This is a genomic window from Actinosynnema sp. NPDC053489 (assembly GCF_044544865.1).
Taxonomy (GTDB): Bacteria; Actinomycetota; Actinomycetes; order Mycobacteriales; family Pseudonocardiaceae; genus Actinosynnema.
The window spans coordinates 1-13,711 of sequence record NZ_JBITXT010000021.1; the positions used below are offsets into that span (position 1 = coordinate 1).

At 74.6% G+C, this 13,711-nt stretch carries 11 protein-coding genes and 1 pseudogene; all 12 read left to right on the top strand.

Annotation, left to right across the window (positions count from 1 at the left end; translation table 11 throughout):
- A pseudogene (gene carB, locus ACIGNX_RS32515) lies at positions 1-1,068 on the top strand (carbamoyl phosphate synthase large subunit); the annotation flags it as partial.
- On the top strand, positions 1,065-1,898 hold the full coding sequence (pyrF, locus tag ACIGNX_RS32520; RefSeq protein ID WP_396544994.1) for an orotidine-5'-phosphate decarboxylase: 834 nt from the start codon (positions 1,065-1,067) through the stop codon (positions 1,896-1,898). The pseudogene carB and the gene pyrF, both read left to right, overlap by 4 nt.
- 301 nt (positions 1,899-2,199) lie before the next feature.
- Positions 2,200-2,517 (top strand): integration host factor, actinobacterial type, encoded by a 318-nt coding sequence (gene mihF / locus ACIGNX_RS32525; protein ID WP_033427832.1) that lies wholly within the window; start codon positions 2,200-2,202, stop codon positions 2,515-2,517.
- Positions 2,514-3,194: a guanylate kinase gene (gene gmk / locus ACIGNX_RS32530; RefSeq protein ID WP_396544996.1), complete on the top strand. Its 681-nt coding sequence runs from the start codon at positions 2,514-2,516 to the stop codon at positions 3,192-3,194. Before mihF ends, gmk begins: the two co-directional genes overlap by 4 nt.
- Positions 3,195-3,197: 3 nt before the next feature.
- Positions 3,198-3,476 carry a DNA-directed RNA polymerase subunit omega gene (rpoZ, locus tag ACIGNX_RS32535; RefSeq protein WP_053721631.1) on the top strand — a complete coding sequence of 93 codons (279 nt, stop codon included), beginning with the start codon at positions 3,198-3,200 and terminating at the stop codon, positions 3,474-3,476.
- Complete coding sequence (gene coaBC, locus ACIGNX_RS32540) at positions 3,473-4,735, top strand: bifunctional phosphopantothenoylcysteine decarboxylase/phosphopantothenate--cysteine ligase CoaBC (RefSeq protein WP_396544998.1); 1,263 nt, start codon at positions 3,473-3,475, stop codon at positions 4,733-4,735. The genes rpoZ and coaBC overlap by 4 nt, the downstream gene beginning before the upstream one ends.
- A 40-nt stretch (positions 4,736-4,775) precedes the next feature.
- On the top strand, positions 4,776-5,978 hold the full coding sequence (gene metK, locus ACIGNX_RS32545; protein WP_396545000.1) for a methionine adenosyltransferase: 1,203 nt from the start codon (positions 4,776-4,778) through the stop codon (positions 5,976-5,978).
- Between the two features lie 224 nt (positions 5,979-6,202).
- On the top strand, positions 6,203-8,188 hold the full coding sequence (locus ACIGNX_RS32550) for a primosomal protein N' (RefSeq protein WP_396545002.1): 1,986 nt from the start codon (positions 6,203-6,205) through the stop codon (positions 8,186-8,188).
- A 67-nt stretch (positions 8,189-8,255) separates the two neighbouring features.
- Positions 8,256-10,037: a gamma-glutamyltransferase gene (gene ggt, locus ACIGNX_RS32555; RefSeq protein ID WP_396545003.1), complete on the top strand. Its 1,782-nt coding sequence runs from the start codon at positions 8,256-8,258 to the stop codon at positions 10,035-10,037.
- Positions 10,038-10,152: 115 nt separating this feature from the next.
- A complete protein-coding gene (def, locus tag ACIGNX_RS32560) occupies positions 10,153-10,695 on the top strand; it encodes a peptide deformylase (RefSeq protein ID WP_396545005.1) in 543 nt (180 codons plus the stop codon).
- Between the two features lie 135 nt (positions 10,696-10,830).
- Positions 10,831-11,760 carry a methionyl-tRNA formyltransferase gene (fmt, locus tag ACIGNX_RS32565; RefSeq protein ID WP_396545007.1) on the top strand — a complete coding sequence of 310 codons (930 nt, stop codon included), beginning with the start codon at positions 10,831-10,833 and terminating at the stop codon, positions 11,758-11,760.
- Positions 11,757-13,184 carry an RsmB/NOP family class I SAM-dependent RNA methyltransferase gene (locus tag ACIGNX_RS32570; RefSeq protein WP_396545009.1) on the top strand — a complete coding sequence of 476 codons (1,428 nt, stop codon included), beginning with the start codon at positions 11,757-11,759 and terminating at the stop codon, positions 13,182-13,184. The genes fmt and ACIGNX_RS32570 overlap by 4 nt, the downstream gene beginning before the upstream one ends.
- Positions 13,185-13,711 lie beyond the last annotated feature (527 nt).

Below are 13,711 nucleotides of genomic sequence, written 5' to 3' on the forward strand. Positions count from 1 at the left end.
CGCGCCACCGAGGTCAGCCCCGAACACCCCGTCCTGGTCGACCGCTTCCTCGACGACGCCATCGAGATCGACGTCGACGCCCTCTACGACGGCACGGAGGTGTTCATCGGCGGAGTGATGGAGCACATCGAGGAGGCCGGCGTGCACTCCGGCGACTCGGCGTGCGCCCTGCCGCCGATCACGCTGGGCGAGTCGGACATCGACGCGGTCCGCCGGTCGACCCTGGCCATCGCCGAGGGCATCGGCGTGCGCGGCCTGCTCAACGTCCAGTACGCCCTCAAGGACGACGTGCTCTACGTCCTGGAGGCCAACCCGCGCGCCTCGCGCACCGTCCCGTTCGTCTCCAAGGCCACGGCGGTGCCGCTGGCCAAGGCCGCGGCCCGGATCATGCTCGGCGCCACCGTCGCCCAGCTGCGCGAGGAGGGGCTGCTGCCCGGGGAGGGCGACGGCGCGAAGCTGCCCGCGCACGCCCCGGTCGCGGTCAAGGAGGCCGTGCTGCCGTTCCACCGGTTCCGCACGCCGGAGGGCAAGGGCGTGGACTCGCTGCTCGGGCCGGAGATGAAGTCGACCGGCGAGGTGATGGGCATCGACGTGTCGTTCGGCATGGCCTACGCCAAGTCCCAGACCGCCTCCTACGGCTCCCTGCCCACGTCGGGCCGGGTGTTCGTGTCGGTGGCCAACCGGGACAAGCGGGCCATGATCTTCCCGGTCAAGAGGCTCGCCGACCTGGGCTTCGAGGTGCTGGCCACGGCCGGCACGGCCGAGGTGCTGCGCCGCAACGGCATCCCGTGCACGATCGTGCGCAAGCACTTCGAGGGCACCGGGAACATCGTCGACGCCATCCTCGCCGGCGACGTCGACATGATCATCAACACGCCGTACGGCAACAACGGGCCGCGCGTCGACGGCTACGAGATCCGCACCGCGGCCGTGGCCAAGGACATCCCCTGCGTGACCACGATCCAGGGCGCGGCGGCGGCCGTGCACGGCATCGAGGCCGCGATCCGCGGTGACATCGGCGTCCGGCCGCTCCAGGCCCTCCAGGCGGCCCTGCGGGGCGACGCGTGAGCCCCGCGGCCGGGAGGTTCGGGGCGCGGCTGGCGGCGGCGGTCGCCGAGCACGGGCCCCTGTGCGTGGGCATCGACCCGCACCCCGGTCTGCTGGCGTCCTGGGGGCTGCCCCAGGACGCCGCGGGGCTGGAGCGGTTCGCCCTGACCTGCGTGGAGGCGTTCGGCGGCGAGGTCGCGCTGGTGAAGCCGCAGGCGGCGTTCTTCGAGGCGCACGGCTCGCGGGGCGTGGCGGTGCTCGAACGGGTCATCGCCGACCTGCGCGACAGCGGCACGCTGGTGCTGGTCGACGCCAAGCGCGGCGACATCGGCTCCACCATGGCCGCGTACGCCGCGGCCTACCTCACCGAGGGCTCGCCGCTGGCCGGCGACGCGGTCACCGCGTCGCCGTTCCTCGGCTTCGGCTCGCTCGACCCGGCGCTGGAAGCCGCCGCCGCGAGCGGGCGCGGAATATTCGTCCTCGCGTTGACTTCCAATCCGGAGGGCGCTTCGGTGCAGCGCGCGGTGGGGCCCGACGGGCGTTCCGTGGCGCAGTCGATCGTCGACGCGGCGGCGGCGGCGAACGCGGGCGCCGACCCGTTCGGCGATGTCGGCCTGGTGGTGGGCGCGACCGTGCGCGACCTGAGCGTGGACCTCTCTGACCTGCGCGGATACGTCCTCGCGCCGGGTTTCGGGGCCCAGGGGGCGACGGTCGCCGACCTGCGCGCGCTGTTCGGCGACGAGCTGCGCGGGGTGCTCCCGACGTCCTCCCGGGACGTGCTGAAGCACGGTCCACGGACCGCAAAACTGCGGTCCGTGGTGGGGCAGGTGCGGCGGTCGCTGCAACTGTGATCGCGATCAAATCGCGACACGCTTCGCGTGGTCCGCTCACCTGCGCAAACGGTCCCTGGTACGGTCCTGCCCACCGGCGGGTCCATCACCCATCGAGCGCATACCACACCCGGCGTGCGCAGGGCGTTACCGGTGGCGGTGATGGGTCCGTTGGAGGGTGTTGGTACTACTACCACCCGCCGCGACCACTCCAGCGCTGAAAGATTGACCTGACTGGGACCCACGTTGTACCCAGGCAATTGCGCTCGGTACGGTCGCGGCACCGATCCAGAATTGAAATTCCCACACCACGGAGGAAATCGTGGCCCTTCCCCAGCTTACCGAGGAGCAGCGGGCCGCAGCGCTGGAGAAGGCTGCTGCCGCTCGTCGCGCTCGGGCTGAGCTCAAGGAGCGCCTCAAGCGTGGCGGCACGACCCTGACGGACGTGCTGAAGGCCGCCGAGAGCGACGAGGTCCTTGGCAAGATGAAGGTGTCCGCGCTGCTCGAGGCGCTTCCGGGCGTCGGCAAGGTGCGTGCGCAGCAGATCATGGAGCGCCTTGAGATCGCTCCGTCCCGTCGGCTGCGCGGCCTGGGTGAGCGGCAGCGCAAGGCGCTGCTCACCGAGTTCAGCGGCGAGTGAGTGATGGCACCGGGGTGGGGTCGGGCGTCCGCGCCCGGCCCCGCCTCACCGTTCTGTCCGGGCCGTCCGGCGTCGGCAAGTCCAGCGTGCTGGCCGAGCTGCGGCGGATGGGCCCGGAGATCCACTTCAGCGTCTCGGTGACCACGCGGAAGCCGAGGCCGGGCGAGGTCGACGGGGTGCACTACCACTTCGTCGACGCCGCCGAGTTCCGCGAGATGGTCGACCGGGACGAGTTCCTGGAGCACGCCGAGTTCGCGGGCAACTGCTACGGGACGCCCAGGGCTCCCGTGGAGCGCGCGCTGGCGTCCGGCCTGCCGTCGCTGCTGGAGATCGAGCTGCAGGGCGCCCGGCAGGTCCGGGTCGCGATGCCGGAGGCCCAGCTCGTCATGCTGGCCCCGCCCTCGTGGGAGGACCTGGTCGGTCGGCTGACCGGCCGCGGCACCGAGGACCCCGCCGTCGTGGCGCGCCGGCTGGAGATCGCCAGGGAGGAACTGGCGGCCGAACCGGAGTTCGACGAGGTCGTCGTGAACGACGACGTGCGGTCCGCCGCCGCGAGCTTGCTAAACTTGGTGGTCGGCCCGGCGCCCGACGCGTCAGCACGCGCGTCGCGAGGCGCGGGGCGGTCGTCTCGACACGACGACGGCACGAGACCCACCCCTGAACCGCAGGAGCGTTGACGAGTGACCACGCACACCGAGCTGGGCCCGCTCTCGGGCACCCCGGAGGGCATCACCAACCCGCCCATCGACGACCTCCTGGAGCAGGTCAGCTCGAAGTACGCGCTGGTGATCTACGCCGCCAAGCGCGCGCGCCAGATCAACGACTACTACGCCCAGCTCGGCGAGGGCCTGCTGGAGTACGTCGGCCCGCTGGTCGAGCCGGGCCCCCGCGAGAAGCCGCTGTCGATCGCGCTCCGGGAGATCCACGCGGGTCTCCTCGAGCACACCGAAGGCGAGTGACCGAGGCGGTCCCCGCCCCCGACCGCCCCGGCGTGATCCTCGGGGTCGGCGGGGGCATCGCCGCGTACAAGGCGTGCGAGGTGCTGCGCCGGCTCACCGAGTCCGGCCACGCCGTTCGCGTCGTGCCCACGGAGGGCGCGCTCAAGTTCGTCGGAGCGGCCACCTTCGAGGCGCTGTCCGGCCAACCCGTGCACGCCGACGTGTTCACCGACGTGCCGTCGGTGCCGCACGTGAAGCTGGGGCAGCAGGCCGACCTGGTCGTCGTCGCGCCCGCCACGGCGAACCTGATCGCCAAGGCCGCCCACGGCCTGGCCGACGACCTGCTCACCAACACCCTGCTCACCGCGCGCTGCCCGGTCCTGCTGGTCCCGGCGATGCACACCGAGATGTGGGAGCACCCGGCGACGCGGGCCAACGTGGCGCTGCTGCGCTCGCGCGGCGTGGTCGTCGCCGAACCCGCCAGCGGCAGGCTGACCGGCAAGGACACCGGCAAGGGCAGGCTGCCCGAGCCCGCCGAGATCGTGGAGCTGGCCCGGCTGCTGCTGGCCCGTCCCGACGCGCTGCCGCGCGACCTCGAGGGCCTGCACGTCGCCGTGTCGGCGGGCGGCACCCGCGAGCCCCTCGACCCGGTGCGCTTCCTGGGCAACCGCTCGTCCGGCCGGCAGGGCTACGCGCTGGCCCGGGTCGCCGCCCAGCGCGGCGCGCGGGTGACGCTGGTCGCCGCGCACACCGCGGACCTGGCCGCGCCCGCCGGGGTCGACGTGGTCCGCGTCGGCTCGGCGCTGGAGCTGCGCGAGGCCATGCACGCCGTCGCCGGGACCGCCGACGTGGTCGTGATGGCCGCCGCCGTCGCCGACTTCCGCCCGGTGCGGCCGGTCGAGCACAAGATCAAGAAGACCGATCGCGACCCCGACCCCGTCGCGCTCACCCGCAACCCGGACATCCTGGCCGAACTGGTCGCCGCGCGGCGGCCGGGCCAGGTCGTCGTGGGGTTCGCGGCGGAGACCGGGGACGCCGGCACGACGGTGCTGGAGTACGGTCGCGCGAAGCTCAAGCGCAAGGGGTGCGACTGGCTCGTCGTCAACGCCGTCGGCGACGGTCGCGCGTTCGAGGTCGAGGACAACGCGGGGTGGCTGTTGTCCTCCGACGGCGCGGAAACCCCGATCCCGCACGGCTCCAAGGCCCGGCTGGCGTCCGCCATGTGGGACGCCGTCGCCCGCGGCGCGGAACGGGGACCGCGGCGCACCGGGCGTCAGTAAGCTTGGCACCATTCGCAGGTCGGACCAGTTAGGGAGTGTCGTGAGCCAGCACAGCAGCAGGCTGTTCACCAGTGAGTCGGTGACCGAAGGGCACCCGGACAAGATCTGCGACGCCATCAGCGACTCGATCCTCGACGCGCTGCTGGCCAAGGACCCGCGCTCGCGCGTCGCGGTGGAGACGCTGGTCACCACCGGCCAGGTGCACGTGGCGGGCGAGGTCACGACCGATGCCTACGCCGACATCCCGTCGATCGTGCGCGACAAGATCGTGGAGATCGGCTACGACTCGTCGGCCAAGGGCTTCGACGGCTACTCGTGCGGCGTGAACGTGGCCATCGGCTCGCAGTCGCCCGACATCGCGCAGGGCGTCGACACCGCGTTCGAGAAGCGGGTCGAGGGCACCGAGGACGAGATCGCCAAGCAGGGCGCGGGCGACCAGGGCCTCATGTTCGGCTACGCCTGCACCGACACCCCCGAGCTGATGCCGCTGCCGATCGCGCTGGCGCACCGGCTGTCGCGCCGGCTGACCGGGGTCCGCAAGGACGGCACCGTCCCGTACCTGCGGCCCGACGGCAAGACCCAGGTCACCATCGAGTACGCGGGCGACCAGCCGGTGCGGCTGGACACCGTGGTCGTGTCGACGCAGCACGCGGACGGCATCGACCTGGAGAAGCTGCTCGGCGTGGACATCCGCCGGCACGTCGTGGAGCCCGAGATCGGCGAGCTGGGCCTGGACACCTCCGACGTGCGGCTGCTGGTCAACCCGACCGGCCGGTTCGTCATCGGCGGCCCGATGGGTGACGCGGGCCTGACCGGCCGCAAGATCATCGTGGACACCTACGGCGGCATGGCCCGCCACGGCGGTGGCGCGTTCTCCGGCAAGGACCCGTCGAAGGTGGACCGGTCCGCGGCGTACGCGATGCGCTGGGTGGCGAAGAACGCGGTGGCCGCCGGCCTGGCCACGCGCATCGAGGTGCAGGTGGCGTACGCGATCGGCAAGGCGGCCCCGGTGGGCCTGTTCGTGGAGACGTTCGGCACCGAGACCGTCGACCCGACGAAGATCCAGCAGGCGATCAGCGAGGTCTTCGACCTGCGCCCGGCCGCGATCATCCGCGACCTGAACCTGCTGCGCCCGATCTACGCCCCGACCGCCGCCTACGGCCACTTCGGCCGCACGGACGTCGACCTGCCGTGGGAGAACACGGACCGCGCGGAGGCCCTCCGCGCCGCCGCCGGCGCCTGAGCCCGGCCGGGTCCGACCGACACGTCGCGCAGGGGTCCCCGCCCGGGGACCCCTGCGCGACGTTGTGCGGGGTGTCCGCGCCGGCCGGCGCCGACCCGGGAGCTCACCCGGACGTGATCTTGCATCGTTCGAACGGCTGTTCGATACTGGGGTCGTGACAGCACGGTTCGCGCCGGGGGACCGGGTGGTCGGTGGCCGCCCCGGTCTCTGGTAGACCTCCACCCGTGGCGGGCAGGGCGACGACCAGGCGCGGGGAGCGGGTCCCCGCCGCCTCGCTGCCGGTCGCCCGCGTGAGCGTGGACGTGCCGCTGGCGCACCTCGACCGGCCGTTCGACTACCAGGTGTCGACCGAGCAGGACGCGGACGCCGTGCCCGGCTGCCGGGTGCGCGTGCGGTTCGCGGGCCAGCTCGTCGACGGCTACCTGCTGGACCGGGTGGCCGAGTCGGAGTACGGGCGCGAGCTGACGTTCCTGGACCGGGTGATCTCGCCGGAGCCCGTGCTGTCGCCGGAGGTGGCGGAGCTGGCGCGGGCGGTGGCGGACCGGTACGCGGGGTCGTTGATCGACGTGCTGCGGATGGCGATCCCGCCCCGGCACGCGCGGGTGGAGGCCAGGCCGTCGGGGGAGCCGGCACCGCCGCCCGCCGCGCCGCCGGACGAGGGGTGGGCGCGCTACCCGTTCGGGCCCAACCTGCTGGACGCGCTGCGGTCCGGCCGGGCCGCGCGGGCGGTGTGGCAGGCGCTGCCCGCCGAGGACTGGCCCGCCCGGCTGGCCGAGGCGGCGGCGTCCGTGGCGAGCACCGGCAAGGGCGCGCTGGTCGTCGTGCCGGACCACCGCGACCTGGCGCGCCTGCACCGGGCGTGCGCGGCGCTGGTGGGCGAGGAGGGCGTGGTCACGCTGTCGGCCGACCTCGGGCCGGCCGAGCGGTACCGGCGGTGGCTGGCCGTGCGGCGGGGAGCGGTGCGGGTGGTGCTGGGCACGCGGGGCGCGGCCTTCGCGCCGGTGCACGACCTCGGGCTGGTCGCGGTGTGGGACGACGGCGACGACCTGCACGCCGAGCCGCGGATGCCGTACCCGAACGTGCGGGACGTGCTGGTGCAGCGCTCGCACCTGACCGGCGCCTCCCTGCTGGTCGGGGGCTTCGCCCGGACCGCCGAGGCGCAGCTGCTGGTGGACAGCGGCTGGGCGCACGAGGTGGTCGCGGCCCGGGACGTGCTGCGCGCGGTCGCGCCGCGCGTGGCGGCGGTCGGCGACCACGAGTGGCAGGAGGTCAAGGACCCGGCGGCGCGGTCCGCGCGGCTGCCGTCCATCGCGTTCGACGCGGCGCGGGCGGCGCTGTCGGCGGACACGCCGGTGCTGATCCAGGTGCCCCGGCGCGGGTACGTGCCCGCGCTGGCCTGCGGCCAGTGCCGGTCGCCCGCCCGCTGCCGCCGGTGCGCCGGCCCGCTGGCCCTGCCGGGCGGCACGCAGGACGGCGTGCCCAGGCCCGCGTACTGCCGGTGGTGCGGCGCGACGGAGGCGGCGTTCCGCTGCCCGAGCTGCGGCTCCCGCCGGCTGCGCGGCCAGGTCATCGGGGCCCGCCGCACGGCCGAGGAGCTGGGCCGGGCGTTCAGCGGCGTGCCGGTCCGCACGTCCGGCGGCGACGAGGTGCTGGCCGAGGTGCCCGGCGGCCGGTCGCTGGTCGTGGCCACCCCGGGCGCGGAACCGCTCGCCGAGGGCGGCTACGGCGCGGCGCTGCTGCTGGACGGCTGGGCGCTGCTCGGGCGGGCCGACCTGCGCGCGGCGGAGGAGGCGCTGCGCCGGTGGATGACCGCGGCGGCCCTCGTGCACGCGGCCGGTCGGGTGGTCGTGGTCGCGGAGTCGTCGTTGGCGCCGGTGCAGGCGCTGGTCCGGTGGGACCCGGTGTGGCACGCCCGGCAGGAGCTGGCGGCGCGGACCGAGCTGGGGTTCCCGCCCGCCGTGCGGATGGCGACCGTGGACGGCGCGCCGGACGCGCTGGCGGGCGTGCTGGAGGAGCTGCGCCTGCCGCCGACGGGCGAGGTCCTCGGGCCGGTGCCGCTGTCGGAGGACAAGGAGCGGGCCCTGGTCCGGGTGGCCAGGACGCAGGGCCGCGCGCTGGCGTCGGTGCTGGCCGAGGTGCTGGCGGTGCGCAGCGCCCGCAAGGAACCGGACGTGGTGCGCGTGAAGCTGGACCCCCTCGAAGTCCTCTGACGCCGACACCGACCCGTCGGGGTGAGCGGTGGTTCCCCCGACCGCCGGGGTGGGGTAGAAGGGAACGATGCTCCGGTCGACTGTCGCCAGCGTCCTCGCATCACTCCTCGTCGCACCACTCCTGCCCGCCACCGCCTCCGCCCAGGCCGCGCCGCCGCGCGTGCCCGAGGCCGTCGGTTTCGGCGGCGCGGTGTCCAGCATCGACCCCGACGCCTCGCAGGTCGGCGTCGACGTCCTGCGCCGCGGCGGCAACGCCGTGGACGCGGCCGTCGCGGTGGCCGCCGCGCTCGGCGTCACGGACCCGTTTTCGGCCGGTGTCGGCGGCGGCGGCTTCCTCGTCCACTACGACGCCCGCACCCGCCGGGTGTCCACAGTGGACGGACGTGAGACGGCCCCCGCGTCGGCCGGCCCGGACCTGTTCCTGGAGAACGGCACGCCGATCCCGTTCGCCGACGCCGTGACCAGCGGCTTGTCCGTCGGCGTCCCCGGCACGCCCCGCACCTGGAGCGAGGCGCTGCGGCGCTGGGGCACCTGGTCGCTCGACCAGGCCGTCCGGCCCGCGGAGGAGCTGGCCCGGCGCGGCTTCACCGTCGACGACACGTTCCACCGCCAGGTCACCGAGAACGCCGCCCGGTTCGCCGACTTCACCTCGACCAGCGCGCTGTACCTGCCCGGCGGCGCGCCGCCCGCGGTCGGCAGCACGTTCCGCAACCCCGACCTCGCCGACACCTACCGCGAGCTGCGCCGGCACGGCGTGCAGGCGTTCTACCGCGGCGACCTGGCGCGCGACGTGGTGGCGGCCGTGCGGCGGCCACCGGTGGCGGCGGGCTCGACCCGCAACGTCCGGCCCGGCGACCTGACCGCGACCGACCTGGCCCGCTACGAGGCGCTGCAGCGCGAGCCCACCAGCGTCCGCTACCGCGACTACGACGTGTTCGGCATGGCGCCGCCGTCCTCCGGCGGCACGACGGTCGGCGAGGCGCTGAACATCCTGGAGACCACCGACCTGGCCGCCGAGACCGAGGTCCAGTACCTGCACCGGTACCTGGAGGCGAGCAGGCTCTCGTTCGCCGACCGCAACCGCTGGGTGGGCGACCCGGCGGTCAACGACGTCCCGACCCGCGAGCTGCTGTCCCAGCGCTTCGCCGACAGCCGGGCCTGCCTGATCTCCCCGACGACCGCCCTGACCAGCCCGGTCGCCCCCGGTGACCCGCGCGATCCGACCCCGTGCGCGACCGCCGGGCAGCCCGCCCCCACGTCGTACGAGGGCACGGACACCACGCACCTGACGGTCGCCGACCGCTGGGGCAACGTCGTGGCCTACACGCTGACCATCGAGCAGGAGGGCGGCAGCGGCATCGTGGTGCCCGGCCGCGGGTTCCTGCTCAACAACGAGCTGACCGACTTCTCGTTCACCCCGGTCACGCCCGGCGTGGTCGACCCGAACCTGCCCGGCCCGGGCAAGCGGCCCCGCTCGTCCATGTCGCCGACGATCGTGCTCCAGCACGGCAGGCCCGTCCTGGCCCTGGGCTCGCCCGGCGGCGCGAGCATCATCACCACGGTCCTGCAGGTGCTGACCCGGCGCATCGACCGGGGCACGCCCCTGGTGCAGGCCATCGCGGCCCCGCGCGCGTCCCAGCGCAACGCCGCGAGCACCCAGGCCGAGGCCGCGTTCCTGGCGACCCCGGAGGCAGAGGCGCTGCGCGCGCTGGGCCACCGGTTCACCTCGACCGGCGAGATCGGCGCGGCCACGGCGGTCGAACGCCTCCCCGACGGCCGGTGGCGGGCGGCGGCGGAGACGTCCCGGCGCGGTGGTGGCGCGGCCCGGGTGGTGTGGCCCACGCGGTGACCTGACCGGCGCGGTCCCGCCCCCACCGGGCGGGACCGCGCTCGTCGTCCGGCGTGACCCGGAGCACTGACCCGGCTTTCGTAGACTGGACCTCCCCAGGCTTCGAGGAGTGCGCGTGACCGTCCAACCCATCCGGCTGTTCGGCGACCCGGTGCTGCGGACGCCCGCGGTCGAGGTCACCGACTTCGACGCGGAGCTCCGCAAGCTGGTCAAGGACCTGTGGGACACCATGAGCGACGCCGGCGGCGCGGGCCTCGCCGCCCCCCAGCTCGGCGTCGGCCTGCGGGTGTTCACCTACCACTGCGACGGCTTCGCCGGGCACCTGGTCAACCCGACGTTCGACGTCGTCGGCGACGAGGAGCAGGACGGCCCGGAGGGCTGCCTGTCCATCCCCGGCCTGTCGTGGGACTGCCGCCGGCACCGCCACGTCGTCGCCAAGGGCTGGAACATGCACGGCGAGCCGATCGAGGTCGAGGGCACGGACCTGCTGGCGCGCTGCATCCAGCACGAGACCGACCACCTCGACGGGGTGCTGTTCCTCGACCGGCTGGACGACCTCACCCGCAAGGAGGCGATGCGGGCGATCCGGCAGCAGTCGTGGTTCGACGGCGCGGTGCCGACGATCAAGCAATCGCCCCACCCGCTGTTCGGGGCGTGAACGCGAGCCCGGTCCGGGGCGCTCTTCTAGACTTGCGGTCTTCCACCGCGCCGTCGATGCGAGGAGAGTGCGTGTTCGTTCAGGGAACCGGTCCGTCCCACCCCGGTGCCGACCCCCGTCGGGGAGGGGTGTGACGTGCGACTGGTCTTCGCGGGCACGCCCGAGGTCGCGCTGCCGTCGCTGCGGGCGCTGCTGGACTCCGACCGGCACGAGGTCGTCGCCGTGGTGACCCGCCCCGACGCGCCCGCGGGCCGCGGGCGCCGGGTCGAGCGGTCGCCCGTCGCGGCCCTGGCCGACGAGCGCGGCATCGAGGTGCTGACCCCCGCCAAGGCGGGCGACCCGGCGTTCCGGGCCCGGCTGGAGGAGCTGGGGCCGGACCTGTGCCCGGTCGTCGCCTACGGCGCGCTGCTGCCCGAGTCCGCCCTCGCCATCCCCCGCCACGGCTGGGTGAACCTGCACTTCTCGGTGCTGCCCGCGTGGCGCGGCGCGGCACCCGTGCAGGCGGCCGTGCGGCACGGCGACGACATCACCGGCGCGACCACGTTCCGCATCGTCAAGGAGCTCGACGCCGGCCCGGTGTTCGGGGTGGTGACCGAGCGGGTGCGCGAGCGCGACACCGCCGGCGAGCTGCTCGGCAGGCTCGCCGAGTCGGGCGCGCGGCTGCTGGTGTCCACTGTGGACGGCATCGCGGACGGGACGCTGCGGCCCGTGCCGCAGTCCGACGAGGGCGTGAGCTACGCGCCGAAGGTGACCGTGGACGACGCCCGGCTCGACTTCGGCACGCCCGCCGTGGCGATCGACCGGGTGGCCCGCGCGGTGACGCCCGACCCCGGTGCGTGGGCGGAGTTCCGCGGCGAACGGCTCAAGCTCGGCCCGGTCGTCCCGGTCGAGGCGGCGGAACCGCTCGCACCCGGCGAGGTCCGGGTGGAGCGCAAGCGGGTCCTCGTCGGCACGGCCACCGACCCGGTCGCGCTGGGCGACGTGCAGGCGCAGGGCAAGAAGCGGATGGCGGCGACCGACTGGGCGCGCGGCGCCCGGATCGAGGCGGGGGAGCGGATTTCATGACCCAGAGGTTTTCGCGTCCCTCGCGGCCGCAGCGCGCCCACCCGCCGCGCGGGCGCAGCGGCCCGGCCCGGCCGCCCGTGGAGGACCCGGCGCGGCAGGCCGCGCTGGACACGTTGCGCGCGGTGCGGCAGCGGGACGCCTACGCCAACCTGGTGCTGCCGGGCATCCTGCGGGAACGCCGGATCACCGGCCGGGACGCGGCCCTGGCGACCGAGTTGACCTACGGGTCGCTGCGCGCCCAGGGGCTGCTGGACGCCGTGCTGGCCGCGTGCACCGACCGCCCGCTGTCCGAAGTGGACGGAGCGGTGCTCGACGCGCTGCGGCTCGGCGCCTACCAGCTGCTGCGCACCCGCATCCCGGCGCACGCCGCCGTCGCCTCCACGGTCGACCTCGTGCGGGCGGACCGGGGGTCGGGCGCGGCGGGCTTCGCGAACGCCGTGCTGCGCCGCGTGACCGGGCAGGACGAGGCCGCCTGGGTCGAGGAGGTCGCGCCGGACGAGGACACCGACCCCATCGGGTACGTGGCCATGGCGCACGCGCACCCGAGGTGGATCGCGCAGGCGTTCGCCGAGGCCCTGGGCAGCCGCGGCGAGCCGCTGCGGGAGGCGTTGGCCGCCGACGACGAGCGCCCGGCCGTGCACCTGGCCGCGCGGCCCGGCGAGTGCAGCGCCGACGAACTGGCCGCGATGACGGGTGGCGAGGTCGCGCCGTACTCGCCGTACGGGGTGCACCTGGACGCCGGCGCCGGCGACCCCGGTGACCTCGAACCGGTGCGGGAGCGGTTGGCGTCCGTGCAGGACGAGGGCAGCCAGCTGTGCGCGGTGGCGTTGACGCGGGTGCCCGTGGAGGGGTCGGACGAGCGGTGGCTGGACCTGTGCGCCGGGCCCGGCGGGAAGGCCGTGCTGCTCGGGTCGTTGGCCCGGCTGTCGGGTGCGACGCTGGACGCGGTCGAGAAGGCACCGCACCGGGCGGAGCTGATCCGCAAGGCGGCGGGTGACCTGCCGATCCGGGTGCACGTGGCGGACGGTCGTGAGTCGGGGCTGCCGGAGGGCGGGTTCGACCGGGTGCTGGTGGACGCGCCGTGCACCGGGCTGGGCGCGTTGCGGCGTCGGCCGGAGGCCCGGTGGCGCCGGCAACCGTCCGACGTCGCGCCGCTCGCGCGGTTGCAGCGGGAGCTGTTGACGGCGGCGCTGACCCTGGTGCGGCCCGGTGGGGTGGTGGCGTACGTGGTGTGCTCGCCGCACCTGTCGGAGACGGTCGGCGTGGTCGCGGACGTGGTGCGGCGGACCGGGGTGGAGTGGTTGGACGGCCGCGAGCACTTCCCCGGGGTGCCGGAGCTGGGTGACGGGCCCTCGGTGCAGTTGTGGCCGCACCGGCAGGGGACGGACGCCATGTTCTGCGCCCTGCTGCGCCGGCCCGCGTAACCCCTCGACCCGACCGGTCACCTTGGTCGATCGCCTCGGCCGGTCACTTCGGTTGCCCGGCTCGGCCGGTCGGTCCGGCTGGTCGGCTGGCTGGCTGACTGGCTGGTGAGTCGGTTCGGTCGGTCGGTCGACTCGATCGTTCGATTCGGTCGGTCGGCTTGATCGGTCGGTCCGGCCGATCAGCGCTGTTTGCTCGGTCAGCGCTGTCTGGCCGGTCCGCTCGGGCGGTCCGGTCGGTCTGGTCGGTCGGTCCGGTCGGTAGGGCTGATTTGGTCCGATGGGGGTGGTTGGGTTGGTCGGCCGGTGGGTCGGTCCGGCTGGTCGGCTCGGTCGGGTTTGCCCAGACGGGCCGCTCGTGCGGTTCGGTTGATCGGCCGGGCGTGTTGATCCTGTCAAGTCGGCCCGGTTGGTTCGATCGGGTCGTCAACTCGATCGGTTGGGTCGGTCAACTCGACTGGTCGGGTCGGCGAGGCGGGCAGGCGGTTCGGCTCGACCGGTCGGATCGGTTCGGGTGGAGCCGGTCGATT